Below are 25,381 nucleotides of genomic sequence, written 5' to 3' on the forward strand. Positions count from 1 at the left end.
TTGGTCGGTTCCCCCGAGCCGGCCTCTCTCGAAAAGAAAGGAACATATCGTGGCTAAAGAGAAATTTGAACGTAGCAAACCGCACGTAAACGTGGGCACCATTGGTCACGTTGACCATGGTAAAACTACCCTGACCGCAGCTATCTCTACCGTACTGTCAAAAGTATACGGTGGTGAAGCTAAAGACTTCGCATCTATCGATAACGCTCCAGAAGAGCGTGAGCGTGGTATTACCATCAATACCTCTCACATCGAATACGATACTCCAACCCGTCACTACGCACACGTAGACTGCCCAGGCCACGCTGACTATGTTAAAAACATGATCACTGGTGCTGCTCAGATGGACGGCGCTATCCTGGTAGTAGCTTCTACTGACGGTCCAATGCCACAGACTCGTGAGCACATCCTGCTGTCTCGTCAGGTAGGTGTACCTTTCATCATCGTGTTCATGAACAAGTGTGACATGGTAGACGATGAAGAGCTGCTGGAACTGGTAGAGATGGAAGTTCGTGAACTGCTGTCTGAGTACGATTTCCCAGGTGATGACCTGCCAGTAATTCAGGGTTCTGCTCTGAAAGCTCTGGAAGGTGACGCTGCTTGGGAAGCTAAGATCGTTGAACTGGCTGAAGCTCTGGATACTTACATCCCTGAGCCAGAGCGTGACATCGATAAGCCATTCCTGCTGCCAATCGAAGACGTATTCTCTATCTCTGGTCGTGGTACTGTAGTAACTGGCCGTGTAGAGCGTGGTATCATTCGCGTAGGTGAAGAAGTAGAAATCGTTGGTATCAAAGAGACCACCAAGACTACTTGTACCGGCGTAGAAATGTTCCGTAAGCTGCTGGACGAAGGCCGTGCTGGTGAGAACTGTGGTGTTCTGCTGCGTGGTACTAAGCGTGACGAAGTTGAGCGTGGTCAAGTACTGGCTAAGCCAGGCACCATCACTCCTCACACCAAGTTCGAGTCTGAAGTATACGTACTGTCTAAAGAAGAAGGTGGTCGTCACACTCCATTCTTCAAGGGCTACCGCCCACAGTTCTACTTCCGTACTACTGACGTAACCGGTACCATCGAACTGCCAGAAGGCGTTGAAATGGTAATGCCTGGTGACAACATCAAGATGGTTGTTACCCTGATTGCTCCAATCGCGATGGACGAAGGTCTGCGCTTTGCAATCCGTGAAGGTGGCCGTACCGTTGGTGCTGGTGTTGTTGCTAAGATCCACGAATAATTTCGTGTCTTAATGACAAACCTGAAAAGGGAAGCTTCGGCTTCCCTTTTTTATTGCCCGTGTTCTGCCGAGGGCAGGGGAGGACAAAGGGCTTGGCTGATATTAAAAAAGCCTATATAATTCGCGCACTTTGAAAGTGATGCGCCAAATACTGGTTGCAATTCACACAGTGGGCTTGATCAATAGCGTCAGCTATGTATAATGTGCCCCTCGCTACTTAAAGTTAGCGACAGTTATGCAGCAAATCTGAGCTGATAACTTAATTACAGCGACTCCGATTGGGAGTCGAACGGTTAAATCATCTCGCTCTGTCTTTCTCCCAGGAGAAACGGCTAGAGGGTGATTTTTTATGTGTCCATTTTAGGAGCTCTGGTCAATGCAGAACCAAAGAATCCGTATCCGCTTGAAGGGTTTCGATCATCGTTTGATCGATCAATCAACCGCGGAAATCGTTGAAACTGCTAAACGTACTGGCGCCCAGGTACGTGGTCCTATCCCACTGCCTACTCGCAAAGAGCGTTTCACCGTTTTGATCTCTCCGCACGTTAATAAAGATGCTCGTGACCAGTACGAACTGCGTACTCACAAGCGTCTGGTTGACATCGTTGAACCAACCGAAAAGACCGTTGACGCTCTGATGCGTCTGGATCTGGCGGCTGGTGTTGATGTCCAGATTAGCTTGGGTTAATTGAGATCCTTTAGAAGAGGTTTGAGAGATGGCTATCGGTCTTATTGGTCGTAAAGTGGGTATGACCCGCATCTTCACTGAAGATGGCGCGTCTATCCCTGTTACAGTAATTGAAGTAGAAGCGAACCGCGTTACTCAGGTTAAGACCCTGGAAAACGACGGCTACCGCGCTCTTCAAGTTACTACCGGCACCAAAAAAGCCAATCGCATCACTAAGCCAGAAGCTGGCCACTTTGCCAAGGCGGGCGTTGAAGCCGGTCGTGGTCTGTGGGAAATGCGTCTGGCCGACGGTGAAGGCGAAGGCATTGAAGTTGGTGCTGAGCTGAAAGTTGAAATCTTCGCTGACGTAGCGAAAGTAGATGTTACTGGTCAGTCTAAGGGTAAAGGTTTCCAGGGTGGCGTTAAGCGCTGGAACTTCCGTACTCAGGACATGACTCACGGTAACTCTCTGGCACACCGCGCTAACGGTTCTATCGGTCAGAACCAGACGCCAGGTCGTGTATTCAAAGGTAAGAAAATGTCAGGCCACATGGGTGCCGAGCAAGTTACCACTCAGAATCTGGACGTAGTACGTGTAGATGCAGAGCGTAACCTGATCCTGGTAAAAGGTGCCGTTCCTGGCGCTACCAACGGTAACCTGATTATCAAGCCTGCCGTTAAAGCTTAAGGTCTGAGGAGATAGTAATGGAATTGGTATTGAAAGACGCTAACAGCGCTCTTGAAGTTTCCGAAACTACCTTCGGCCGTGACTTTAATGAAGCACTGGTTCACCAGGTAGTTGTAGCGTTCGCTGCAAACGCGCGTCAGGGCACTCGTGCTCAGAAGACTCGCGCAGAAGTAATTGGTTCTGGCAAAAAGCCATGGCGCCAAAAAGGTACCGGCCGCGCTCGTGCGGGTGGTGTCAAGGGCCCAATCTGGCGTGGAGGCGGTGTATCTTTCGCTGCTAAGCCTCAAGATCACAGCCAGAAAGTGAACAAGAAGATGTACCGCGGTGCTCTGAAGAGCATTCTGTCTGAGCTGGTACGTCAGGACCGTCTGATCGTTGTTGAGAAGTTCGGTGTTGAAGCTCCTAAAACTAAAGAGCTGAAAGCCAAGCTGGCCGCAATGGATCTGCAAGACGTGTTGATCGTTACTGCTGAAGTAGACGAGAACCTGTTCCTGGCAGCTCGCAACCTGTACAAGGTAGACGTTCGTGATGTAGCTGGTATCGACCCAGTAAGCCTGATCGCGTTCGACAAAGTGCTGGTAACTGCTGATGCTGTTAAGCAAATCGAGGAGATGCTGGCATGATCCGCGAAGAACGTTTGCTAAAAGTTATTCTGGCTCCACACATCTCTGAAAAGAGCACTGTGGTAGCTGAAAAGACCAACACTGTAGTTTTCCGCGTAGCTATCGATGCCACTAAGGCAGAGGTCAAAGCTGCTGTTGAAAAACTGTTTGAAGTTGAAGTAGCTGGTGTTCGCACTCTGGTAAACAAAGGCAAAACCAAGCGTCACGGTGCCCGTATGGGTCGTCGTAGCGACTGGAAAAAAGCCTACGTGACCCTGGCTGCCGGTGCCGACATCGACTTCGTTGGCGCTGAAGCATAAGGAGATTACAAATGGCAATTGTTAAATGTAAGCCAACTTCTCCAGGTCGTCGCCACGTAGTTAAAGTGGTTAACGCTGACCTGCACAAGGGTAAGCCTTTTGCTGGCCTGCTGGCTAAGAAGTCTAAGTCCGGTGGTCGTAATAACACCGGTCGTATCACCACCCGTCATATCGGTGGTGGTCATAAGCAACACTACCGTTTGATCGACTTCAAGCGTAACAAAGACGGTATCCCAGGTAAGGTTGAGCGTTTGGAATATGATCCAAACCGTACTGCTCACATCGCCCTGGTACTGTACGCTGACGGTGAGCGTCGTTATGTTCTGGCTGCCAAAGGCATGAAGGCTGGTGACGTGATCAAGTCCGGTATCGATGCTGATATCAAAGTAGGTAACGCTCTGCCTCTGCGCAACATTCCAGTGGGTTCTGTAGTTCACGCTGTTGAAATGAAGCCAGGTAAAGGCGCTCAGATCGCTCGTTCTGCCGGTGCATACGTACAGGTAGTAGCGCGTGACAACGCTTACGCAACTCTGCGTCTGCGTTCTGGCGAAATGCGTAAAGTTCCAGTTGATTGCCGCGCCACCCTGGGTGAAGTTGGTAACGCTGAACACATGCTGCGTCAGCTGGGTAAAGCTGGTGCTAAGCGCTGGAGAGGCGTTCGCCCAACCGTTCGCGGTGTTGCAATGAACCCTGTAGATCACCCACATGGTGGTGGTGAAGGTCGTACTTCCGGTGGTCGTCACCCAGTGACTCCATGGGGTGTGCCAACCAAGGGTTATAAGACTCGCAGCAACAAGCGCACTGACAAGTACATCGTACGTCGTCGTAATAAGTAATAAGAGGATTCGCCATGCCACGTTCTCTCAAGAAAGGTCCATTCATTGACCTGCACTTGCTGAAGAAGGTAGAGAAAGCGGTAGAAGCCGGTGACAAAAAGCCTATCAAGACTTGGTCTCGCCGCTCAATGATCATCCCACAAATGATTGGGTTGACTATCGCTGTCCATAATGGTCGTCAGCACGTACCTGTTTTCGTAACTGACGAAATGATCGGCCACAAACTTGGTGAATTCTCACCAACTCGCACTTATCGCGGCCATGCTGCTGATAAGAAAGCGAAGAAGCGCTAATACGGGAGGAATAAGATGGAAGTTCTAGCTAAACATCGTTTTGCCCGTACGTCTCCGCAGAAAGCGCGCTTGGTAGCTGATCAGATCCGCGGCCTGCCTGTAGCAAAGGCCCTGGAAATTCTGACTTTCAGCCCTAAGAAAGCAGCCGTACTGGTAAAGAAAGTAGTTGACTCTGCAATCGCAAACGCTGAGCACAACGAAGGCGCAGACATCGATGAGCTGAAAGTTGCTAAGGTTTTCGTAGACGAAGGCCCAGTAATGAAGCGCATCATGCCACGTGCGAAAGGTCGTGCCGATCGTATCATCAAGCGTACCAGCCACATCACTGTGGTTGTATCAGATCGCTAGGAGAGAGCAATGGGACAGAAAGTACATCCTAATGGTATCCGTCTGGGTATCACTAAGCCTTGGATCTCTACCTGGTACGCAGATAAGTCAGACTATGCAAATAATCTGAACAGCGACTGGGAAGTGCGTAAGTTTCTGGAAAAGAAACTGAAAGCAGCTTCAGTATCCAAGATCGTTATCGAACGCCCAGCGAAAAGCATCCGCGTTACTATTCACACTGCCCGTCCAGGTGTTGTGATTGGTAAGAAAGGTGAAGACGTTGAAGTATTGCGTGCAGAAGTAGCCCGTATCACTGGCACTCCTGCGCAAATCAACATCGCTGAGATCCGTAAGCCTGAGCTGGACGCTAAGCTGGTAGCCGATTCTATCGGTCAGCAGCTGGAGCGTCGCGTTATGTTCCGTCGTGCTATGAAGCGCGCTGTACAGAACGCTATGCGTATCGGTGCCCAAGGTATCAAAGTTGAAGTTAGTGGCCGTTTAGGCGGCGCTGAAATTGCGCGTTCCGAGTGGTACCGCGAAGGCCGTGTGCCTCTGCATACCCTGCGTGCTGACATCGACTATGCGACTTCTGAGAGCCACACCCAGTATGGTGTGATCGGCATTAAAGTTTGGATCTTCAAAGGTGAAGTTCTGGACGGTATGCTGCCTCAGATCGAAGAGCCGAAGCAGCAGCCTAAGCGCAAGCCTCGTAACAAGTAGGAGAGCCCGCAATGCTGCAACCTAAACGTATGAAGTTCCGTAAGATGCACAAAGGCCGCAACCGCGGTCTGGCTGCAGGCACTGAAGTAAGCTTCGGTTCCTTCGGTCTGAAAGCAGTTGGCCGCGGCCGTTTGACTGCTCGTCAGATTGAATCTGCGCGTCGTGCCATGACACGTCATATTAAGCGTCAAGGCAAAATCTGGATCCGTGTGTTCCCAGACAAGCCAATTACCTCTAAGCCTCTTGAAGTGCGTATGGGTAAAGGTAAAGGTAACGTTGAATACTGGGTATGCCAGATTCAGCCTGGTAAGGTACTCTACGAAATGAACGGCGTTTCTGAAGAGCTGGCTCGCGAAGCTTTCGCACTGGCTGCTGCTAAACTGCCTATCAAGACTACCTTCGTAACTAAGACGGTGATGTAATGAAAGCGAGCGAACTGAGAGAAAAGAGCGTTGAAGAACTGAACGCTGAATTACTTGGTCTGCTGCGTGAGCAGTTTAACCTGCGTATGCAACACGCTACTGGCCAGCTGAGCCAAACTCATCAGCTGAAGACAGTGCGCCGTAACATTGCGCGTGTTAAGACCATTATTACTTCTAAGGCGGGTGCATAATGTCTGACAAAATCCGTACTTTGCAGGGTCGCGTGACCAGCAACAAAATGGACAAGTCCATCACTGTTGCCGTTGAGCGTCAGGTGAAACACCCTATCTATGGTAAGTACATCAAGCGTACTACCAAGATTCATGCACACGACGAAACTAACCAGTGCAATGAAGGCGACGTAGTCACTATTCGTGAATGCCGCCCTCTGTCCAAGACCAAGTCTTGGACTCTGGTAGATGTTGTTGCAAAAGCCTAATCGATAGATAAGGCACTTGGTAAACGGCTCCGAAATAATTTGGGGCCGTTTGTTTTTTAATACTACCAAACCCTAATTGTTGGTGTTATACTTGCGCGCCATTTTTGACCAAATTCGGCAAAAATGAGTGTATATTTCACCCCGTGTTGGGGCATTTGTGTAGTAACGATAGCGGAGCACTTAAAATGATCCAAATGCAATCGACTCTGGACGTCGCGTGTAATAGTGGCGCTCGCAGAGTTCAGTGTATTAAGGTCTTGGGTGGCTCTCATCGTCGTTATGCCGGTATCGGCGACATCATCAAGGTTTCTGTTAAAGAAGCTATTCCTCGCGCTAAAGCGAAGAAAGGTGATGTGTATAACGCGGTGGTAGTCCGTACTAAGAAAGGCGTACGTCGTCCAGACGGTTCTGTCATTCGCTTCGATCGGAATGCAGCGGTTCTGCTGAACGCAAACCTTGCACCGATTGGTACTCGTATCTTTGGACCAGTGACTCGTGAATTGCGTACTGAGCAGTTCATGAAAATCGTATCGCTGGCACCAGAAGTACTGTAAGGAGCTTCAAAATGGCAGCTAAAATCCGTCGTCAAGACGAAGTAATTGTACTGGCAGGTAAAGACAAGGGTAAAACCGGTAAGGTTTCCCAGGTTCTGCCTACTGGTAAGGTGATTGTTGAAGGCATCAATCTCGTTAAGAAGCACACTAAGCCAAACCCACAGCTGGGCGTAACTGGTGGCATCGTTGAGAAAGAAGCTGCGATTCAAGCATCTAATGTAGCGATCGTAAACCCTGCCACTGGCAAGGCTGATCGTGTAGGTTTCCGATTTGAAGATGGCAAGAAAGTGCGTTTCTTCAAATCGAACGGTGAACTCGTTAAGTAATTGGAGTAAACGATGGCGAAACTGCATGATAAATACAAAGAGACTGTTATTGCTGAGCTGACTAAAAAGTTCGGTTATACCAGTGTCATGCAAGTCCCTCGGATTGAGAAAATCACCCTGAACATGGGTGTTGGCGAAGCCGTTGCAGACAAGAAAATCATGGAAAATGCTGTCCGTGATATGACTGCAATCGCTGGCCAGAAGCCAGTAGTAACTGTTGCTCGTAAATCAGTTGCAGGCTTCAAAATCCGTGAAGGCTACCCTATTGGTTGTAAAGTCACTCTGCGCGGTGAGCGCATGTGGGAATTCTTTGAGCGTTTGGTTGACATCGCTATCCCACGTATCCGTGACTTCCGTGGTCTGAGCGCTAAGTCGTTCGACGGTCGCGGTAACTACGCTATGGGCGTTCGTGAGCAAATCATTTTCCCTGAAATTGATTACGACAAAATCGACAAGATTCGTGGTATGGATATCGTTATCACTACCTCAGCGAAGAATGACGAAGAAGGTCGTGCTCTGTTAGACGCTTTTAACTTCCCATTCAAAAAGTAAGGGTAGCGTAATGGCAAAACAATCAATGAAAGCACGTGAAGCTAAGCGTGCAGCACTCGTGGCTAAGTACGCTGAAAAGCGTGCAGCTCTGAAAGCTATCATCAGCAGCCCAGAGTCTTCTGACGAAGCTCGTTGGGACGCAGTAATGAAGCTGCAAGCCCTACCACGTGATTCCAGCGCAGCGCGTCAGCGTAACCGTTGTAATCAAACTGGACGCCCACATGGTGTTCTGCGCAAGTTCGGCCTGAGCCGTATCAAACTGCGTGAAGCAACCATGCGTGGTGAAGTTCCTGGTCTGCGTAAGGCCAGCTGGTAAGCACTTGTCACGGAGTAAGCTAATATGAGCATGCAAGATCCTATTGCGGATATGTTGACCCGTATCCGTAACGGCCAAGCTGCTAACAAAGTATCTGTGAAGATGCCTTCTGCCAAGCTGAAAGTAGCTATCGCTAAGCTGCTGAAAGACGAAGGTTATATCACTGACTACGCTGTAGCAGGTGAAGCCAAGCCAGAACTGGAAATCACTCTGAAGTATTTCCAAGGCAAAGCTGTTGTTGAGACTATCCAGCGTGTATCCCGTCCTGGTCTTCGTATTTACAAAGGTAAAAACGAGTTGCCAAAGGTTATGGGCGGTCTGGGTGTCGCAATCGTGTCCACTTCTCAAGGCCTGATGACTGATCGCGCCGCCCGCCTCGCAGGCATGGGTGGTGAGGTTATCTGCTACGTAGCATAAGGAGCTAGGAAATGTCTCGTGTAGCAAAAGCACCAGTCACTATCCCAGCTGGCGTAGAGGTGACTTTAAATGGTCAGGAAATTACCGTTAAAGGCGGTAAAGGTACTCTGACTCGAGTAATCAACAGTGCAGTAGCAGTTGTTGTTGAAGATAACCAAGTTAAGTTTGGTCCAGTAGAAGGTGTTGAAGGTGCTTGGGCTCAAGCCGGTACCGCACGCGCTCTGGTTAACAACATGGTTGTCGGTGTGTCTGAAGGTTTCGTTAAGAAGCTGAAGCTGATCGGTGTTGGTTACCGTGCCAAAGTTGTTGGCAACGGTGTTGACCTGACCCTAGGTTTCTCACACCCACTGGTTCACACTCTGCCTGCTGGCGTAACTGCAGAATGCCCTAGCCAAACTGACATCGTCCTCACCGGCGTTGATAAGCAGTTGGTTGGTCAGGTAGCTGCAGAAATTCGTGGATACCGTCCACCTGAGCCTTACAAGGGCAAGGGTGTTCGTTATGAAGACGAACAAGTACGCCGTAAAGAGGCTAAGAAGAAGTAAGGTACGCGATATGGATAAGAAACAATCTCGCTTGCGCCGCGCTACTCGTGCCCGCAAGAAGATCCAAGAGCTGGGCGCTAACCGTCTGGTTGTACATCGTACTCCGCGTCACATTTACGCTCAGGTTATCAGCCCTGAAGCGGTAGTTATCGCTACTGCATCTACTGCCGAAAAAGCAGTTAAAGAAGGTCTGAAGTACAGCGGTAACGTAGACGCAGCCAAGGCAGTGGGTAAAGCCGTTGCTGAACGCGCGATCGAAAAAGGCGTGACTGTTGTTGCCTTCGATCGTTCTGGTTTCAAGTATCACGGTCGTGTAGCTGCGCTGGCAGATGCTGCTCGTGAAGCTGGCCTCCAGTTCTAAGGGGTTTATACAATGGCTAAAGTAGAAGCTCAGCAAAAAGACGATCTGCAAGAAAAACTGATTGCAGTAAATCGTGTTTCTAAAGTAGTTAAGGGCGGCCGTATCTTCAGCTTCACTGCACTGACTGTAGTTGGTGATGGCGCTGGTAAGATCGGTTATGGCTACGGTAAAGCTCGCGAAGTTCCAGCTGCTATTCAAAAAGCAATGGAAAAAGCTCGCCGTAACATGGTTACCGTTGAACTGAACGAAGGCACTCTGCACCACCCAGTGAAGGGTCGCCACTCTGGTTCTCGCGTATACATGCAGCCAGCCTCTGAAGGTACCGGTATTATTGCCGGTGGCGCAATGCGTGCCGTATTGGAAGTAGCAGGCGTTCATAACGTTCTGTCTAAAGCATACGGTTCCACTAACCCGATCAACATCGTACGTGCAACTGTTGACGCTCTGGTACATATGAAGTCTCCAGCGCAGATCGCAGCCAAGCGTGGCCTGAATGTTGACGAAATTCGGGGGTAATGCACCATGGCAACTAAGACTATTAAAGTAACTCAGACCAAAAGTGCTATCGGCCGTCTGCCTAAGCACCGCGCGACTCTGACAGGCCTGGGCCTGCGTCGCATCGGTCACACTGTTGAACTGGAAGATACTCCAGCTGTTCGCGGTATGATCAACAAGGTCTACTACATGGTTAAGGTGGAGGATTAATCAATGAAATTGAATACTCTATCCCCAGCAGCAGGTTCTAAATCTGCTCCTAAGCGTGTAGGCCGTGGTATCGGTTCTGGCTTGGGCAAGACTGCTGGTCGCGGTCACAAGGGTCAAAAATCTCGTTCCGGCGGCGGTGTACGCGTTGGCTTCGAGGGTGGTCAGATGCCACTGAAGATCCGTCTGCCTAAGTTCGGTTTTACCTCTCGCACTGCGATGGTAACCGCGGAAGTTCGCGTAGGCGAACTGGCTAAAGTAAACGGTGATGTTATCGACCTGAACGCACTGAAAGATGCGAACGTAATTACTCGCAACATCCAGTTTGCGAAAATCGTTCTTTCAGGTACCATTGAGCGCCCAGTGACCGTTAAAGGTCTGAAGGTAACCAAAGGTGCACGTGCAGCTATCGAAGCTGCCGGCGGTAAGATCGAGGAATAATACGTCGATGGCAAAACCAGGACTTGACTTAAAAAGCGCGAAGGGCGGCTTTTCAGAATTGAAGGCCCGTCTCTTGTTCGTGATTGGTGCAATTATCGTCTTTAGGGCGGGTTCGTTTGTGCCAATTCCTGGTATTGACGCTGCTGTATTAGCCGAGCTGTTCGCTCAGCAGAAGGGAACCATCCTAGGCATGTTCAACATGTTCTCGGGTGGTGCCCTTGAGCGCGCCTCCATCTTTGCATTGGGTATCATGCCGTACATTTCGGCGTCGATTATCATGCAATTGCTGACTGTTGTGCATCCTGCACTTGCTGAACTGAAGAAGGAAGGTGAGTCAGGACGTAAGAAGATCAGTCAGTACACTCGATGGGGTACGCTGGTGCTGGGTACGTTCCAGTCGATCGGTATTGCAACCGGATTACCAAATCTGATGCCTGGCCTGGTGGTCAACGCAGGTTTTGGTTTCTATTTCGTTGCAGTCGTGAGCTTGGTTACCGGGACTATGTTCCTGATGTGGCTGGGCGAACAAATTACCGAACGAGGCATAGGTAACGGTATTTCGATCCTGATTTTTGCAGGTATCGTAGCCGGCTTGCCCTCTGCTATCGGCCAAACTGCCGAGCAGGCGCGTCAAGGCGATTTGAACGTACTGGTGCTGCTGTTAATTGCAGTCATCATATTTGCAGTGACTTACTTCGTGGTATTCGTAGAGCGTGGTCAACGTCGTATCGTTGTTAACTACGCCAAGCGTCAGCAGGGCCGTAAGGTATTTGCTGCGCAATCTACCCATTTGCCACTGAAGGTCAACATGGCGGGTGTTATCCCTCCAATTTTTGCGTCCAGCATCATTCTGTTCCCTGGAACCCTGGCTCAGTGGTTCGGTCAGAATGAGTCCATGTCATGGTTGAGCGATTTCTCGCTGGCTGTGTCACCAGGACAGCCGCTGTACTCATTGTTGTATGCAGCTGCAATTATCTTCTTCTGTTTCTTCTACACTGCGTTGGTGTTTAACCCACGCGAAACAGCAGACAACCTGAAGAAGAGTGGTGCGTTCATTCCCGGGATTCGTCCTGGAGAACAGACTTCGCGTTACATTGATAAAGTAATGACCCGACTGACTCTGGCCGGTGCGTTATACATTACCTTTATCTGTTTAATTCCGGAGTTCATGCTTATCACTTGGAAGGTACAGTTCTATTTTGGCGGTACCTCACTGCTGATTATGGTAGTAGTGATCATGGACTTCATGGCTCAGGTTCAGACCCATATGATGTCTCATCAATATGAGTCTGTAATGAAAAAAGCCAACTTGGTGAACAAAGCGAATCTTGATCGCTTTGGCCGCTAACCTGGCTTAACGGAGTGGTGAAATGAAAGTTCGTGCTTCCGTGAAGAAGATCTGCCGTAACTGCAAGATCATCAAGCGTAGTGGCGTTGTACGCGTTATCTGTGTTGAACCAAAACACAAACAGCGTCAAGGCTAAAAAATCCGGCCAGTTCCTGTAAATCAGGACTGGCCAAAAAATGATTGCAAACCCGTCATCTGTCGAGTATCCTTTCGGGCTTTTCACAGATGGCCTTTTGACTTAAGGAGTGCATAGTGGCCCGTATCGCTGGCATTAACATTCCTGATCATAAGCATACAGTCATTGCATTGACTGCTATCTACGGCATTGGTCGTACTCGCGCACAAGCTATTTGCGCGGCTACTGCTATTGCTGAAGACGCTAAGATCAAGGAACTGAGCGAAGCTCAAATCGATACCCTGCGCGAAGAAGTTGCCAAATACGTAGTAGAAGGTGACTTGCGTCGTGAGGTTTCCATGAACATCAAGCGTCTGATGGACCTTGGTTGTTACCGTGGCCTCCGTCATCGCCGCAGCCTGCCCCTGCGTGGGCAACGTACTAAGACCAATGCGCGTACTCGCAAAGGTCCACGTAAACCAATCAAGAAGTAACGGGAAGGTAGTATAAATGGCTAAAATTCCGTCACGTTCTCCGCGTAAGCGCGTACGTAAGCAGGTTGCTGATGGCATGGCGCACATCCATGCGTCTTTCAACAACACAATTGTTACTATCACCGACCGTCAAGGTAATGCTCTTTCCTGGGCAACTGCAGGTGGCAGTGGTTTCCGTGGTTCACGTAAATCTACTCCGTTTGCTGCACAGGTTGCTGCTGAGCGTGCAGGTACTGCTGCTCAGGATTACGGCGTTAAGAACCTTGAAGTGTTCGTGAAGGGTCCAGGTCCAGGTCGTGAATCAGCCATTCGTGCGCTGAACGCTGTTGGTTACAAAATTACCAACATTACCGATGTGACTCCGATCCCTCATAACGGTTGTCGCCCTCCTAAAAAGCGTCGCGTGTAACGCGAACTATAGGATAGTTGGAGAAAGATAATGGCAAGATACTTGGGTCCTAAGCTCAAGCTCAGCCGCCGTGAAGGTACAGATCTGTTCCTGAAGAGCGGTGTGAGAGCAATTGATTCGAAGTGTAAGCTTGAAGCTGCACCAGGTCAGCACGGCGCTCGTAAGCCTCGTCTGTCTGAGTACGGTCTACAGCTGCGCGAGAAGCAAAAAGTTCGTCGTATTTACGGTGTACTGGAAAAGCAGTTCCGTAACTACTATAAAGAAGCTGCACGTCTGAAAGGCAACACTGGTGAAAACCTGCTGCAACTTTTGGAAACCCGTCTGGATAACGTAGTTTATCGTATGGGCTTTGGTGCGACACGTGCAGAAGCACGTCAGCTGGTTAGCCATAAGTCTGTTATGGTAAACGGTCGTGTTGTTAACATTCCTTCATTCAAAGTGTCTGCGAATGATGTAGTAAGCATCCGTGAGAAGTCTCAGAAGCAAGCTCGTATTAAAGCTGCTCTGGAAGTGGCTGCTCAACGTGAGAAGCCTACATGGATTGAAGTAGACTCAGCTAAGATGGAAGGTGCTTTCAAGCGCATTCCAGAACGTAGCGATTTGTCTGCGGAAATTAACGAACAGCTGATCGTCGAGCTTTACTCTAAGTAAGGCTAACAAACAAGAGAGGACACAATGCAGGGTTCTGTTACAGAATTTCTTAAACCGCGTCTCGTTGATATCGAGCAGGTTAACCCAACTCGTGCCAAGGTTACTCTGGAGCCGCTAGAGCGTGGTTTCGGTCATACTCTGGGTAACGCGTTGCGTCGCATCCTTTTGTCGTCTATGCCCGGCTGCGCGGTTACCGAAGTCGAGATCGATGGCGTGCTGCATGAATACAGCAGCAAGGAAGGCGTACAAGAAGATATCCTTGAAATCTTGTTGAACCTGAAGGGTTTGGCAGTGGTTATCGAGGGTAAAGACGAGGCTATGCTCACTCTGAGCAAGTCCGGCGCAGGCCCTGTCACCGCAGCAGATATCACTCACGATGGTGATGTTACCATCATGAATCCTGATCATGTTATCTGTCACCTGACCGGTAACCATGACATCAGCATGCGTATCCGCGTTGAGCGTGGTCGCGGTTATGTGCCAGCATCTGCTCGTGCACAGACTGAAGACGATGATCGCCCAATCGGCCGTCTGTTGGTTGATGCTTCTTTCTCACCTGTAGCTCGCATTGCTTACAATGTTGAAGCCGCTCGTGTAGAACAGCGTACTGACCTGGACAAGCTGGTAATCGATATGACCACTAACGGTACTATCGACCCAGAAGAAGCTATCCGTCGCTCTGCGACCATCCTGGCTGAACAGCTGGATGCGTTTGTTGAACTGCGCGATGTTTCTGAGCCAGAGCAGAAAGAAGAGAAGCCAGAATTCGATCCGATTCTGTTGCGTCCTGTCGACGATTTAGAGCTAACTGTACGTTCGGCTAACTGTCTGAAGGCCGAAGCGATTCATTACATCGGTGATCTGGTACAGCGCACTGAAGTTGAGCTGCTCAAGACTCCTAACCTGGGTAAGAAATCTCTTACCGAGATCAAGGACGTGTTGGCATCTCGCGGACTGTCGTTAGGTATGCGTCTGGAAAACTGGCCTCCAGCTAGTTTGGCCGACGACCTATAAGTCCCAGGTTTGTACAGATTTAGGTTATAAGGATTAGGTCATGCGCCATCGTAAGAGTGGTCGTCAACTAAACCGTAACAGCAGCCATCGCCAAGCTATGTTCCGTAACATGGCATCTTCACTGGTACGTCATGAAATTATCAAGACTACCGTTGTGAAGGCGAAAGAACTGCGTCGCGTAGTTGAGCCTCTGATAACACTTGCTAAAAGTGACAGCGTTGCAAACCGTCGTCTGGCGTTTGCTCGTACCCGCGATCAAGAAGTCGTAGGTAAACTGTTTAACGAATTGGGTCCACGCTACCAGGAACGTCCTGGTGGTTACACCCGTATCCTGAAGTGCGGTCTGCGTACCGGTGATAAAGCCCCTATGGCTTACATCGAGCTGGTAGGTCGCCCAGAAGCTGCAGAAGCTGTTGAAGCTGAAGCCGCTGCTGAGTAATCTCAGGCTACAAGAAAAAACCGGACCTTAGTGTCCGGTTTTTTTCTGCCTGTTGTTTATGTCATCCCTTTGAAGCCGTCTCGGTTATGCCACAATCTTCTTCGTGGTAACTTTACTTGTTCACCTTTCTCACTAGCGCTCCGCTTTTGGCGAATCCAGATGACTATCATTATTGATTTAATGGTTCTCGTTCCTGTTGCGTAAACACACTTGAAGATGATCTGCCGCTTCAACAACACCTTCAGTTGAAGGGACAATTCGGCAGTGATGTGTATCAGGGCTCAGAAAGGCCCATGTCAGCGAGTGCCCCGGGCATTCAGGTTTAGGTGTGCGACACATATCGCATGTGTCCGCTGAGCTTGTTATCCACCTCGAAGAACGGCTCATTAGCGCAATCCCTCAGTTCACCAATACAAGTGGTTTTGACGTACCTTGCCGTCTCTCGATCTGATAGACGAAGTTGAGCTTATACTGAAGCTTATCGCCAAGGCCGTGAGTACAAATCATATGAAATATCGACAGGTTGACCGACAGCGGCATATAGAGCCCGTGGCTGAGCAAGTAGAAGTGAAGGGGTGACCCAGAGCTTGCCTTGTCCATAGCCTTATACATCTACTGTCATTATTGATGGCTGTTGCCTCACGCCCGGGGCTATGTAACGTCATGAACCAACGCGCCGAAACTCATCATCTAAGGGGTAACAGAAGCTGGTATTGGACCTTATTGCGAAGATGCATTTAAGCCCCTTGGAGCGACGCTGCGAAGAGTTGTTTATCAGAACGCTTCCATGGACAAGCTAGACAGATACGTTTCATCAGGTGCGATTGGTGGTGTCTTGTGTATAGATAGAGAGTGAGGTGGAGAGGAATGCGTGGGACAAGAGGTTCTCCCCGCTGGTAGTTGGTCATTGCAGAACCTGATTCTGGATAAGGAAGGCTTTCACTGAGTAAGAGGCACAAAAAAGCCCTCATTAAGAGGGCTTTTAAAGCTATCAAAACAGCTTAGTTAGTGCTGGTTTGAGTATCAGAGTATTCAAGTTTGTCATGGGACTTACCCATGGCTTCAGCAACTTCAGGTGGCATGTAGTTTTCATCATGCTTGGCCAGTACTTCAGTAGCCTCCAGAACATTGCCTTCACCCAGTACACCCTGAGCAACGATACCCTGACCTTCGCGAAACAGGTCAGGCAGCAGGTCATCAAAGGTCACTTTGATTTCACCACCTGAAGCATCGTGAACTTTAAACTCCACGTGCAGGCTGTCAGGGTCACGAACCAGAGAACCTACAGTCACCATGCCACCGACACGGATGCGTTGGCCCACTTCGGGTTTAACGCCAGTATCTGCTTTACCCTGAACAATCTCTGTTGGAGTAAAGAACAGGTTGAGGTTTGAGTTCAGGGCATACAACAGCAATGACGCAATACCCGCTACACCAACGACCAGAGCGCTGGCCAGAATAAGTCTCTTTTTACGTCTTGGATTCATTGTTACTCCGGTTTTGTTTCAGGCGCTCCTCGCGAGCCAGTTTCTGGGCGATTTGCTTTAATACTTTATTCTTCTGTTTGACGCTCTGGAAAACCAGAACAGCCAGGCTTGAGAAGGTCACACCGTAGGCCAGCCATACATAAAATGCATAGCCACCCATATTGAAGAAGTCACTGATAGATTCAAATTGCATCATGCTGCTCCCTGCTCTTGTGCCAGTTTACGTACCCAAGGGCGCATACCATTACGGGCTAGAACTTCAGCGCGGAATCGCACCAGAGTCAAAGCACCAATCATCATGCCAAAGCCGAAGATATTGATCAGCAGAGGGATCAGCATTTCAGTCGGCATTGCTGATTCTTCGGTGATCTTAATGGTGGATGGCTGATGCAGAGAGCTCCACCATTCCACCGAGTATTTGATGATTGGGATGTTGATAACACCAACGATAGCCAGGATGCCAGCAGCACGGGCAGCCAGTACCTTATCTTCGAAGGAGGCATACAGAGAAATAACACCCAGATACAGGAACAGTAGTACCAGTTCTGAAGTCAGACGCGCATCCCACACCCACCAGGTTCCCCACATAGGTTTACCCCAGGTGGCGCCGGTGAACAAAGCGATAAAAGTGATAACAGCACCGATTGGAGCAATCGACGCAGCGGCCCAGTCTGCGGCTTTAATTTGCCATACCAGACCGATAAAGGCTGAGATAGCCATGCCCATATATGCGGCCATCGACATAGAGGCTGCCGGTACATGGATAAAGATAATGCGATAACTGTCGCCTTGCTGATAATCAGTCGGGGCGAACATCAGGCCCCAAATGGTACCTGTCAGAATAAGCCCCAGTGCCAGAATGCTGAACCACGGCAGGAGTTTTCCTGCGAGTTGATATGCACGCTCAGGATCAGCGTAAGGATGTAACCACTTCCACATATTAGTTAGTACTCACTCTCAGAGATGCACCTATTGCAACTGGTGCCAAAGTTAACGAACCGACCAGCATAGCGCCAATGATGGCGAGTTGACCGTCGTAGGGCAGATTCATGCCTGCAGCATCTATCGCACTGGTTGCGAAGATCAGTACCGGAATATAGAGCGGCAGGATCAGCAAGCTGAGCAATACACCGCCTTTTCTCAGGCCTACGGTCAACGCCACACCAATGGCGCCAAGCAAACTTAAAACAGGTGTTCCCAGTGCCAGGGTCGCGATCAGCGCGCCATAGCTGTTGGATTCAAGATGCAGTAACACCGCCAGTAAAGGGGCGATGATAATCAGTGGAACACCGGTCAGTAACCAATGAGCCAAAACCTTGGCCAGCACCATCAGCGACAGAGGCTGTGGGCTAAGCATCATTTGCTCCAGTGCGCCATCGGAAAAGTCAGCTTTAAACAGGCGTTCCAACGAGAGCATTGAGGCCAGCAATGCGGCTACCCATATAATCCCGGGAGCAATACGGGTCAGGACCTGAGGTTCAGGGCCAATACCCAGTGGAAACAGGGTTACCACCATAACGAAAAACAGCAAAGGGTTGAAAATATCGCCACGGTGGCGAACCGCGATTTGTAGATCCCGCTTCAGCAGGGTCATAAATGCACGGGTATAGCTGATGCCTCTTTTCATTTGCCTGGGAACCTCAGTCAAAATTGTACTCGAGCTTGATTTTCTTCAGCCTGCTGTCACTGACCACACCCATATCCTGGTGAGTAGTAAGGATGACGCAGCCACCATTGTCGGCGTGTTGGATGAAGAGTTTCTCCAGAGTCTCTACGCCTTTCTTATCGATTGCCGTAAATGGTTCATCCAAAATCCACACTTTACTTGTGGTGTGCCACAGGCGGGCGAGGGCAGTACGTCTGTGCTGACCGGCAGACAGGTGTCCTGCCAATGCATCTTCAAAGCCGCTAAGGTTCACTTTTGCCAGTATGTCCCTGATATCAGGGTCATCGTACCCACTTAACCTTAAATTGAAGTTAAGGTTTTCCTCTGCTGTCAGCTCACTTTTTACACCGGGAAGATGGCCTAGATAGAGCAGGTCTTCATTGAACTCATCGCGTGCGCGAGTGATATCTTCATTACGGTAGAGTACTGAACCTGCGTAAGGGCGGGAGAGGCCGGCGAGGATACGCAACAGGCTGGTTTTACCGGCACCATTAGGACCTTCAATCTGAACGATATCACCTTCCTGGATATCAAAACTCAGCTCGTCAAACAGAATGCGCTCTTCCCTGATACAGGTAAGGCTGCTTGCCGAAATCAGAGTATTTTCTTTGGTTGCTGTGACCACTGAACCCTCGTAGTGAAGCCGGTATGGAACTGACTGGATATTACCACATTCGATTTTGCGGTTTTACATTTGATCTGTTTGAAGTGTCAGCAATTTGATGTGCTTCCAAGAAAATCACTTTAGCGGGAACTTTTTAAAATAATGCTAAAACATCTCGCTGTAAGGTTGCGAAACTGACGTAAAACGGCAACTTGCGGACGATTATCACAAAAAGGTGAGATTTATTGATATTTGTTGTAGTCTTAAAGAGCCGATGATAAGTCTGCCAAAGAATTTAAAGGCAGCCATGAGCTTGAGCTTGTCAATTTTTACATTAGGAACGATGAAGATGAAAAAACTGTTAGCTATGACTGCAGTAGCCGCATTGACTATGTCAGCGAACGTGTTTGCACAAGATGGAGAGGCTGTTTACAACAAGGCTTGTCAGGTTTGTCACGCTATGGGCGTTGCCAACGCTCCTAAGTCATTTGACGCTGCTGCCTGGGAGCCTCGTCTGGCACTTGGTCTGGATGCCCTGGTTGCAACTGTTAAGACTGGTAAAGGCGCCATGCCACCAGGCGGTATGTGCACAGACTGCTCCGATGAAGATTACAAGGCAGCAATTGAATTCATGTCAAAAGCTAAGTAATCGTCGCTAAGACATAAAAAAACCGGCAACTGCCGGTTTTTTTATGTCTGGCGTTTGCCAGGTGTTACTGAACCTGAGTATCCAGAACCAGTGTCGCGGTGTCGCCAACCGGTACTGAAGCCAGCTGGCCTTTCAGGTCGCCGCTCTGTGGGCGCACACTTCCGTGCTTGGACAGTACGGCAATAATCTCTACGTTCTTGGCATCGCTCAGCTTAAGTGCGCCGCCCATAGAGGTTGAGTTATCCAGTACTACCTTGGCTGGCAAAGCCTTGGCGCTGATCTTGGTTGCTGCCAGAGGCACCTTTTCACCTTCGGTGTTGCGGGCAAACACAAACAACATATCGGTCGAGGCTACCTGGTCCTGCAGTTCAGGAGAGATAGACACTTCAATGGTCACAGTCTGGTCTTCACCGGCCATTATGGCGCTGTGGTTGCTGTCGTTTGGCATCTCGCCAGACTCAGCGGCAATACGCATTTTGGCGGTTTGAATCGCATTGTTAACCGAGGCACGGTCGATATCCTGACGGTCGCTGGTCAACAGGGTTTCCCACGCTTCAATCGCTTTGTCATAGTCAGCGGTGAAAAACGCATTCATACCAACCAGCAGCAGGGTAGAAGGATCTTTTGGATCTTTCGCCAGCGATTTATCAACAATCGCCTGGATCTCCGGGGTCATGGTCTGGTTGTTTTTGTAGTACATGGCTGTGGCTTTCGGGCCAAGCAGTTCTGCATGTTCACCAACCAGTTCAATCACCTTATCAAAGGCACCGATGGCTTCATCATAACGATTGGCAGAAGTGTATGCATGACCCAGGTTGAACCACAGCTGGCTGTTGTCAGGCTGACCTTTGGCTTGAGCTTCCATCATTTCGATCTGCTGAGAAATCATCTGCTCTTCAGTCATACCGGCGTGAGGATTATTGGCCTGAGGGTTGTTCTGCATATACTCAAGTGCGTCATAGGCACCGAGCTTCATGTAGGAGTAACCCGCCACAGCTACCACGGCAACAGACATAATAGCTGGCCACAGGATACCCTTTGGCTTTGCCTGCACGCTCAGAGATTCATCCTGGCCTTGCTTCATATCCTGCAGCAAGCTCACTTCGAGCTCTTGCTTCAGGGCTTCGAATTCTTTTTCATCCAGCAACTGGTCTTCCAGTTCTTTCTCAAGAATGGCAAGACGTTCGTTGAACAACTCTACGTTGGTTTTGTTACGGACACCGGCTTCTTCGGCGCGAATGAGCTTTTGTTGACGGAAATGAGGCAGCCAAATCATCAGCAGGCTGACTAACAGCACAAGCGCAATAAAAATCCAGAATGTGGTCATTATTTCTACTTCACGTTAGTTGACTATTTGCGGCTTGGCCGCACGGTTAGATTCCCGGATTATACGGGAAGATGATTCATTGAACAGTAATATAACCCCCATTCCAACCCGGATGAGTAGAGTTGGGGACTGGTTCACAGATTAGTCTACAAGGTAAAAATTTGTTGAAACTTAATGGACTTGGCTCTGTCACACTCGTGGAACTGTCACTTGCCTTAAACCACTTCAAAAATGGGGATTTACGAGAATGCGACAAGCAACCCATTATTGGTCGAAAGGGGCAGACAGGAACTATAGCAAATACTAAAATGACCAAAAAATTAACGCTCAATTGTTGTGCGTTGTACGGCAAAGCGCCGTATTAATCTGCCTGAACATGAGACTGAGGAACCCCCATGATCCCAGAACTTGGACACTTTTCACTGATCATAGGATTGGCATTCGCCGTCCTGTTGGCCAGTGTGCCCTTGATCGGTGCGGCTCGCAAAGATCAATATCTGGTGCGTTACGCCTGGCCACTGAGTTACGGTATGGCCTTCTTTATTTTGTTGTCTGTAATTGCTCTTGCATACAGCTTTGCCACCGATGACTTCTCCGTAGCCTACGTCGCAGGCCACTCCAACTCTCAGCTTCCTATCTTCTTCAAAATCGCTGCCGTTTGGGGTGGTCATGAAGGTTCTCTGCTGTTCTGGGTATTCTCTCTGTCTGCCTGGGCTGCTGCGGTAGCTATGTTCAGTAAAGGTTTGGAAGAGATCTTCACCGCCCGTGTTCTGAGTATTCTGGCGATGATTATTATCGGCTTTACGCTGTTTATGATCCTGACCTCCAGTCCATTTGAGCGTCTGCTGCCTGTGCCGGCTGAAGGTCGTGACCTGAACCCGATGCTGCAGGACGTAGGTCTGATTTTCCACCCACCTATGCTGTATCTGGGCTATGTAGGTTTTGCGGTAAGCTTTGCTTTCGCGATCGCAGCTCTGATGAGTGGCCGTCTGGACTCTGCATGGGCTCGTTGGAGTCGTCCATGGACCCTGGCTGCCTGGGTATTCCTGACCGGCGGTATCTCACTGGGTTCCTGGTGGGCTTACTATGAGTTGGGTTGGGGCGGTTGGTGGTTCTGGGATCCAGTTGAAAACGCCTCCTTTATGCCTTGGTTGATCGGTACTGCACTGTTGCACTCAGTGATTGTGACCGAGAAGCGTGGTGCATTCCGTAACTGGACTGTACTTCTGTCTATCTTCGCTTTCTCTCTGAGTTTGCTGGGTACCTTTATCGTACGTTCCGGCGTACTGACCTCTGTTCACTCTTTTGCAGCAGACCCTAGCCGCGGTATGTTCATTCTGTTGCTGCTCGGTCTGGCAATTGGCGGCTCCCTGACACTGTTTGCACTGCGCGCCAGTGAGATGGCCAGCCCAGCCCGTTTCGAGCTGAACTCTAAAGAGACCTTCCTGCTGGTCTGTAACGTTCTGCTGACTGTTTCCTGTGGTACGGTTCTGCTGGGTACTCTGTATCCGCTGCTTATCGATGCCCTGAATATGGGTAAGATCTCTGTAGGCCCTCCATACTTCAACTCAGTGTTTGTGCCTATTGCACTGGTACTGTTTGTATTTATGGGCTTTGGTCCTATCTCCCGCTGGAAGAAATCCAAGCTAGGTGAGATTCGGCGTCAGGCCCTTATCCCGGCTATCATTGCTGCAGTTGTTGGTTTGGCAATGCCATTCCTGATCGACGGTCAGTTTAATGCCTGGGTTGTAGCAGGTATTGCTACCGCGACCTGGGTAACTCTGATGACACTGCGTGCGGCCTATAACATTGTGAAGCCACGGGCCGACGCCGATGTGAGCCTGGCCCGAATCACCCGCAGTCAGGCCGGTATGCTACTGGCGCACATGGGTATTGCTATGTCCATCGTGGGGGCGACCATGGTATCCAACTACTCTCTTGAAAAGAGTGTACGTATGGGCCCTGGTATTTCTCATGAGTTGGCGGGTTACACCTTCAAGTACACTGAAACCAAAACGGTTCAGGGCCCTAACTATGTGGCCAAACAAGGTCAGGTTGAAGTATATAAAGACGATAAGATGCTGACTTTGTTGAAGCCTGACCGTCGTCAGTACACAGTTCACACCATGGATATGACCGAAGCCGGTATTGACTGGGGCTTTACCCGCGACCTGTACGTGACCATGGGTGATCCGGTAAGCGCTACCGAGTTTGCGGTTCGTCTGAACTACAAGCCTTATGTTCGCTGGATTTGGATCGGTAGTATTTTCATGATGATAGGTGGTATTTTCGCTGCTTCTGATAAACGCTACCGCGTACGTCAAAGCGCCAAGGAAAACGCCGTTGATGCCAAAGCGGCTACTGCCTGATTTGTGAGGAAATCATGAGTAACAAAAGAAGAATTATTCTTTTTCTGCCACTGATTGTGTTTTTGGGAATGGGTATCTTCCTGTACAAGGGCCTGTTCCTGAATCCTGAGCAGTTGGAATCAGCACTGGAAGGAAAGCCGATCCCGGCTTTCCAACTGGAAAAGCTGGAAAACCAGGGTGAAGTTCTCACCGAAAAAGATCTGGTTGGAAAGGTTGCCCTGATGAATGTTTGGGCAACTTGGTGCCCAAGCTGTAAATACGAGCACCCATTCCTGATGAGACTGGCTCGCCAGAATATCGTCCCTGTATATGGTATTAACTATCGTGATGAGCGTGGCCCGGCGATTATGGAGCTGGCCCGTGAAGGTGACCCGTACGCACTGAACATCTATGACAAAGACGGTCGTCTGGGTCTGGATCTGGGTGTGTATGGTGCTCCGGAAACCTTCATTATCGACCATAAAGGTATTATCCGCTATCGCCACGCCGGTCCTGTCGATCAGCGTGTATGGACTGACACCTTGTTGCCTATGGTGCAGCAGCTGCAGGCCGAAGCTAAAAAGGATGGTGCAGCATGAGAAGTATCCTGAAGATGGTCAGCGCAGCCGCGCTGGCCCTGACTCTGGCAGGTGGAGCGCTGGCTACACCTATCGATACCTATGAGTTCCAGAATCCTGATAACCAGAAGCGCGCTATTACTCTGGCTAGCGAACTGCGTTGTCCTCAGTGTCAGAACCAGAATCTGGTTGACTCTAACTCTCCGGTAGCCCGGGATCTGCGTCTTGAAGTATACAAGATGGTAGATGACGGCAAGACAGATGATGAGATCGTTGATTTCATGACAACTCGCTATGGTGAGTTCGTACTGTACAAACCAAAGTTTGAATACAAAACTCTGGTTCTGTGGGGCGGTCCGGTTGCCTTGTTCCTTATTGGCCTGACAATTGTGTTTATGTTTGTCCGTCGCCAAAGAGGTAACGTAACCAAAGAGGTGGCGCTAAGCGAGGAAGACCAGCGTCAACTGGATGAATTACTGAAACGGAATCAGCAAAAATGAAACCCATCCTGAGTATTGCACTTGTGCTGTCGTTGCTCAGTGGTGTAGCTCAGGCCTATCCGGGGATGCAACCGCATCCCCAGGAAAACTCCGGCTCCACCGTCGATAAAGTTCAACTTCTTCCCAAATCTTATCCAATAGAAGCCATCCCGTTTCAGACGGAAGATGGAAAGTCAGTCGATTTCAGCCAGTACAAAGGCAAAGTAGTGATGGTGAACATGTGGGCCACCTGGTGTCCGCCATGTGTTCGCGAGCTGCCAGCGTTGGAAGAGCTTTCTCACCAATTTGGAAAAGATGACTTTGTGGTTCTCCCCATCTCTATAGATGCAGAAGGGCAGAAGCAGGTACAACCGTTTTTGAAAGATCTGGGTATGCCTGACTTTACGTCCTACTATGATCCACAGCAGAAGTTGGGGCAGGTGTTCCCGCTCGACTATATACCTGCCACCTTTATCTTGGATCAAAATGGAGATTTGGTTGCTTTCGTTCGCAGTTATGTCGACTGGAACGATAAGAAAGCCGTTGAGCTTATTGGCAACCTGATCGCCAAAAAGCCGGGCAATAGGGCTGAAACCGCCAAATTAGCTGAATAATTCAGCGGAAACCCCATAAAAAGATCGCTTTTGTTGAAAATCTCAGCAAGCGATCTTTTTTCGTTTAAAAACCCCTTGCGCAATAAATTCGGCTCCCTATAATGCGCCTCCATCGACACGGCACAACGGGCTTCTCTGGTAGAGATAGCGCAGAGTAAAACGGTCGATTCGGTAAGCACCGAAGAGTTTGAAAAACTTCTTTAAAAAAGTGCTTGACGAAAGGGTTTCAAAGCGTAGAATACGCAGCCCTGACCCGATGAAAACAAATCATCGGTTGCTCTTTAAAAATTAGACAGACAAGCAAATCTGTGTGGACATTCACAGTAGTTGATGAGGTCGACAAAGACTTATTCTCCTTCACTGGAGACATCAATGAACGAAGTTCGCGCAGCATGCA

General features: G+C 49.5%; 40 protein-coding genes. 34 read left to right on the forward strand and 6 right to left on the reverse strand.

The annotated features are described in order from the left end of the window. The first annotated feature begins 49 nt into the window (after positions 1 to 49). From tuf to rplQ, 29 genes are all read left to right on the forward strand, one after another. A complete protein-coding gene (gene tuf, locus L2725_RS22670; protein WP_249251072.1) occupies positions 50 to 1,234 on the forward strand; it encodes an elongation factor Tu in 1,185 nt (394 codons plus the stop codon). Positions 1,235 to 1,610: 376 nt separating this feature from the next. Further along, the gene (gene rpsJ, locus L2725_RS22675; RefSeq protein WP_011758333.1) at positions 1,611 to 1,922 is read left to right on the forward strand and encodes a 30S ribosomal protein S10; all 312 of its coding nucleotides are present in this window, start codon (positions 1,611 to 1,613) and stop codon (positions 1,920 to 1,922) included. A gap of 28 nt (positions 1,923 to 1,950) precedes the next feature. Continuing rightward, positions 1,951 to 2,589: a 50S ribosomal protein L3 gene (gene rplC, locus L2725_RS22680; RefSeq protein WP_115134489.1), complete on the forward strand. Its 639-nt coding sequence runs from the start codon at positions 1,951 to 1,953 to the stop codon at positions 2,587 to 2,589. Between the two features lie 17 nt (positions 2,590 to 2,606). After that, positions 2,607 to 3,212, forward strand: a complete 606-nt coding sequence (rplD, locus tag L2725_RS22685; protein ID WP_115134491.1) for a 50S ribosomal protein L4 — start codon at positions 2,607 to 2,609, stop codon at positions 3,210 to 3,212. Beyond that, positions 3,209 to 3,511 (forward strand): 50S ribosomal protein L23, encoded by a 303-nt coding sequence (gene rplW / locus L2725_RS22690; protein WP_249251078.1) that lies wholly within the window; start codon positions 3,209 to 3,211, stop codon positions 3,509 to 3,511. Before rplD ends, rplW begins: the two co-directional genes overlap by 4 nt. An 11-nt stretch (positions 3,512 to 3,522) precedes the next feature. Further along, on the forward strand, positions 3,523 to 4,347 hold the full coding sequence (gene rplB, locus L2725_RS22695) for a 50S ribosomal protein L2 (RefSeq protein ID WP_248937871.1): 825 nt from the start codon (positions 3,523 to 3,525) through the stop codon (positions 4,345 to 4,347). Between the two features lie 14 nt (positions 4,348 to 4,361). Further along, entirely contained in the window at positions 4,362 to 4,640 is a 279-nt protein-coding gene (rpsS, locus tag L2725_RS22700; RefSeq protein ID WP_011758338.1) for a 30S ribosomal protein S19, read from the forward strand. Positions 4,641 to 4,655: 15 nt separating this feature from the next. Continuing rightward, positions 4,656 to 4,988, forward strand: coding sequence for a 50S ribosomal protein L22 (gene rplV, locus L2725_RS22705; protein WP_115134497.1), 333 nt, complete (start codon positions 4,656 to 4,658; stop codon positions 4,986 to 4,988). Between the two features lie 9 nt (positions 4,989 to 4,997). Further along, positions 4,998 to 5,687: a 30S ribosomal protein S3 gene (gene rpsC / locus L2725_RS22710; RefSeq protein WP_115134499.1), complete on the forward strand. Its 690-nt coding sequence runs from the start codon at positions 4,998 to 5,000 to the stop codon at positions 5,685 to 5,687. Between the two features lie 11 nt (positions 5,688 to 5,698). After that, positions 5,699 to 6,109, forward strand: coding sequence for a 50S ribosomal protein L16 (gene rplP, locus L2725_RS22715; RefSeq protein ID WP_115134501.1), 411 nt, complete (start codon positions 5,699 to 5,701; stop codon positions 6,107 to 6,109). Continuing rightward, the gene (gene rpmC, locus L2725_RS22720) at positions 6,109 to 6,300 is read left to right on the forward strand and encodes a 50S ribosomal protein L29 (RefSeq protein ID WP_115134503.1); all 192 of its coding nucleotides are present in this window, start codon (positions 6,109 to 6,111) and stop codon (positions 6,298 to 6,300) included. Before rplP ends, rpmC begins: the two co-directional genes overlap by 1 nt. Next, a complete protein-coding gene (gene rpsQ / locus L2725_RS22725) occupies positions 6,300 to 6,548 on the forward strand; it encodes a 30S ribosomal protein S17 (protein WP_248937872.1) in 249 nt (82 codons plus the stop codon). Before rpmC ends, rpsQ begins: the two co-directional genes overlap by 1 nt. Before the next feature lie 185 nt (positions 6,549 to 6,733). Then, positions 6,734 to 7,102, forward strand: a complete 369-nt coding sequence (rplN, locus tag L2725_RS22730) for a 50S ribosomal protein L14 (RefSeq protein ID WP_011494644.1) — start codon at positions 6,734 to 6,736, stop codon at positions 7,100 to 7,102. Positions 7,103 to 7,113: 11 nt separating this feature from the next. After that, positions 7,114 to 7,428 carry a 50S ribosomal protein L24 gene (rplX, locus tag L2725_RS22735; RefSeq protein ID WP_115134507.1) on the forward strand — a complete coding sequence of 105 codons (315 nt, stop codon included), beginning with the start codon at positions 7,114 to 7,116 and terminating at the stop codon, positions 7,426 to 7,428. A gap of 12 nt (positions 7,429 to 7,440) precedes the next feature. Beyond that, entirely contained in the window at positions 7,441 to 7,980 is a 540-nt protein-coding gene (gene rplE, locus L2725_RS22740) for a 50S ribosomal protein L5 (protein ID WP_248937873.1), read from the forward strand. A 10-nt stretch (positions 7,981 to 7,990) separates the two neighbouring features. Further along, the gene (gene rpsN / locus L2725_RS22745) at positions 7,991 to 8,296 is read left to right on the forward strand and encodes a 30S ribosomal protein S14 (protein WP_115134511.1); all 306 of its coding nucleotides are present in this window, start codon (positions 7,991 to 7,993) and stop codon (positions 8,294 to 8,296) included. Positions 8,297 to 8,320: 24 nt separating this feature from the next. Continuing rightward, the gene (gene rpsH, locus L2725_RS22750) at positions 8,321 to 8,713 is read left to right on the forward strand and encodes a 30S ribosomal protein S8 (RefSeq protein ID WP_115134513.1); all 393 of its coding nucleotides are present in this window, start codon (positions 8,321 to 8,323) and stop codon (positions 8,711 to 8,713) included. Positions 8,714 to 8,724: 11 nt separating this feature from the next. Then, positions 8,725 to 9,258 carry a 50S ribosomal protein L6 gene (gene rplF, locus L2725_RS22755; RefSeq protein WP_248937875.1) on the forward strand — a complete coding sequence of 178 codons (534 nt, stop codon included), beginning with the start codon at positions 8,725 to 8,727 and terminating at the stop codon, positions 9,256 to 9,258. Positions 9,259 to 9,268: 10 nt separating this feature from the next. Beyond that, complete coding sequence (rplR, locus tag L2725_RS22760; protein WP_115134517.1) at positions 9,269 to 9,619, forward strand: 50S ribosomal protein L18; 351 nt, start codon at positions 9,269 to 9,271, stop codon at positions 9,617 to 9,619. A gap of 12 nt (positions 9,620 to 9,631) precedes the next feature. Continuing rightward, positions 9,632 to 10,135, forward strand: a complete 504-nt coding sequence (gene rpsE / locus L2725_RS22765; RefSeq protein WP_115134520.1) for a 30S ribosomal protein S5 — start codon at positions 9,632 to 9,634, stop codon at positions 10,133 to 10,135. Between the two features lie 6 nt (positions 10,136 to 10,141). Beyond that, positions 10,142 to 10,324 carry a 50S ribosomal protein L30 gene (gene rpmD, locus L2725_RS22770; protein WP_115134522.1) on the forward strand — a complete coding sequence of 61 codons (183 nt, stop codon included), beginning with the start codon at positions 10,142 to 10,144 and terminating at the stop codon, positions 10,322 to 10,324. 3 nt (positions 10,325 to 10,327) lie between these two features. Beyond that, positions 10,328 to 10,762, forward strand: coding sequence for a 50S ribosomal protein L15 (gene rplO, locus L2725_RS22775; protein ID WP_115134524.1), 435 nt, complete (start codon positions 10,328 to 10,330; stop codon positions 10,760 to 10,762). Positions 10,763 to 10,769: 7 nt separating this feature from the next. Further along, positions 10,770 to 12,110, forward strand: coding sequence for a preprotein translocase subunit SecY (gene secY / locus L2725_RS22780; RefSeq protein ID WP_115134526.1), 1,341 nt, complete (start codon positions 10,770 to 10,772; stop codon positions 12,108 to 12,110). A 22-nt stretch (positions 12,111 to 12,132) separates the two neighbouring features. Continuing rightward, positions 12,133 to 12,246: a 50S ribosomal protein L36 gene (gene rpmJ, locus L2725_RS22785; protein ID WP_011758355.1), complete on the forward strand. Its 114-nt coding sequence runs from the start codon at positions 12,133 to 12,135 to the stop codon at positions 12,244 to 12,246. A 116-nt stretch (positions 12,247 to 12,362) separates the two neighbouring features. Beyond that, a complete protein-coding gene (rpsM, locus tag L2725_RS22790) occupies positions 12,363 to 12,719 on the forward strand; it encodes a 30S ribosomal protein S13 (RefSeq protein ID WP_248937876.1) in 357 nt (118 codons plus the stop codon). A gap of 16 nt (positions 12,720 to 12,735) precedes the next feature. Continuing rightward, on the forward strand, positions 12,736 to 13,128 hold the full coding sequence (rpsK, locus tag L2725_RS22795) for a 30S ribosomal protein S11 (RefSeq protein ID WP_115134530.1): 393 nt from the start codon (positions 12,736 to 12,738) through the stop codon (positions 13,126 to 13,128). 30 nt (positions 13,129 to 13,158) lie between these two features. Further along, positions 13,159 to 13,779 (forward strand): 30S ribosomal protein S4, encoded by a 621-nt coding sequence (rpsD, locus tag L2725_RS22800; RefSeq protein ID WP_248937877.1) that lies wholly within the window; start codon positions 13,159 to 13,161, stop codon positions 13,777 to 13,779. Between the two features lie 24 nt (positions 13,780 to 13,803). Next, complete coding sequence (locus L2725_RS22805; RefSeq protein ID WP_115134534.1) at positions 13,804 to 14,793, forward strand: DNA-directed RNA polymerase subunit alpha; 990 nt, start codon at positions 13,804 to 13,806, stop codon at positions 14,791 to 14,793. Positions 14,794 to 14,833: 40 nt separating this feature from the next. After that, positions 14,834 to 15,232 carry a 50S ribosomal protein L17 gene (gene rplQ, locus L2725_RS22810; protein WP_115134536.1) on the forward strand — a complete coding sequence of 133 codons (399 nt, stop codon included), beginning with the start codon at positions 14,834 to 14,836 and terminating at the stop codon, positions 15,230 to 15,232. Between the two features lie 1,001 nt (positions 15,233 to 16,233). Here rplQ and ccmE read toward each other — a convergent pair. From ccmE to ccmA, 5 genes are read right to left on the reverse strand one after another with little or no spacing between them, the layout of a single operon-like run. After that, a complete protein-coding gene (gene ccmE / locus L2725_RS22815; RefSeq protein ID WP_248937878.1) occupies positions 16,234 to 16,719 on the reverse strand; it encodes a cytochrome c maturation protein CcmE in 486 nt (161 codons plus the stop codon). Continuing rightward, on the reverse strand, positions 16,703 to 16,912 hold the full coding sequence (ccmD, locus tag L2725_RS22820; RefSeq protein WP_248937879.1) for a heme exporter protein CcmD: 210 nt from the start codon (positions 16,910 to 16,912) through the stop codon (positions 16,703 to 16,705). The genes ccmE and ccmD overlap by 17 nt, the downstream gene beginning before the upstream one ends. Beyond that, complete coding sequence (locus L2725_RS22825; protein ID WP_248937880.1) at positions 16,912 to 17,658, reverse strand: heme ABC transporter permease; 747 nt, start codon at positions 17,656 to 17,658, stop codon at positions 16,912 to 16,914. Before L2725_RS22825 ends, ccmD begins: the two co-directional genes overlap by 1 nt. 1 nt (position 17,659) lies before the next feature. Then, positions 17,660 to 18,346 carry a heme exporter protein CcmB gene (gene ccmB, locus L2725_RS22830; RefSeq protein WP_115134544.1) on the reverse strand — a complete coding sequence of 229 codons (687 nt, stop codon included), beginning with the start codon at positions 18,344 to 18,346 and terminating at the stop codon, positions 17,660 to 17,662. A 13-nt stretch (positions 18,347 to 18,359) separates the two neighbouring features. Further along, entirely contained in the window at positions 18,360 to 19,010 is a 651-nt protein-coding gene (gene ccmA / locus L2725_RS22835; protein WP_249251079.1) for a cytochrome c biogenesis heme-transporting ATPase CcmA, read from the reverse strand. Between the two features lie 328 nt (positions 19,011 to 19,338). Between ccmA and L2725_RS22840 the strand changes: the two genes are divergently transcribed. Next, positions 19,339 to 19,638 (forward strand): c-type cytochrome, encoded by a 300-nt coding sequence (locus L2725_RS22840; protein WP_249251080.1) that lies wholly within the window; start codon positions 19,339 to 19,341, stop codon positions 19,636 to 19,638. 64 nt (positions 19,639 to 19,702) lie between these two features. Here L2725_RS22840 and ccmI read toward each other — a convergent pair whose 3' ends face one another. Beyond that, on the reverse strand, positions 19,703 to 20,965 hold the full coding sequence (gene ccmI, locus L2725_RS22845) for a c-type cytochrome biogenesis protein CcmI (protein ID WP_249251081.1): 1,263 nt from the start codon (positions 20,963 to 20,965) through the stop codon (positions 19,703 to 19,705). Positions 20,966 to 21,360: 395 nt separating this feature from the next. On the opposite strand from ccmI, the gene L2725_RS22850 reads away from it, so the two are divergent. From L2725_RS22850 to L2725_RS22865, 4 genes are read left to right on the forward strand one after another with little or no spacing between them, the layout of a single operon-like run. Next, positions 21,361 to 23,334, forward strand: a complete 1,974-nt coding sequence (locus L2725_RS22850; protein ID WP_249251082.1) for a heme lyase CcmF/NrfE family subunit — start codon at positions 21,361 to 21,363, stop codon at positions 23,332 to 23,334. A 14-nt stretch (positions 23,335 to 23,348) separates the two neighbouring features. Continuing rightward, positions 23,349 to 23,912, forward strand: a complete 564-nt coding sequence (locus tag L2725_RS22855; RefSeq protein WP_249251083.1) for a DsbE family thiol:disulfide interchange protein — start codon at positions 23,349 to 23,351, stop codon at positions 23,910 to 23,912. Between the two features lie 14 nt (positions 23,913 to 23,926). Further along, positions 23,927 to 24,391 (forward strand): heme lyase NrfEFG subunit NrfF, encoded by a 465-nt coding sequence (nrfF, locus tag L2725_RS22860; RefSeq protein WP_428985314.1) that lies wholly within the window; start codon positions 23,927 to 23,929, stop codon positions 24,389 to 24,391. After that, a complete protein-coding gene (locus tag L2725_RS22865) occupies positions 24,388 to 24,984 on the forward strand; it encodes a TlpA disulfide reductase family protein (protein WP_249251085.1) in 597 nt (198 codons plus the stop codon). Before nrfF ends, L2725_RS22865 begins: the two co-directional genes overlap by 4 nt. Positions 24,985 to 25,381 lie beyond the last annotated feature (397 nt).

It is taken from the genome of Shewanella corallii (assembly GCF_023349125.1).
Lineage (GTDB): Bacteria > Pseudomonadota > Gammaproteobacteria > Enterobacterales > Shewanellaceae > Shewanella > Shewanella corallii.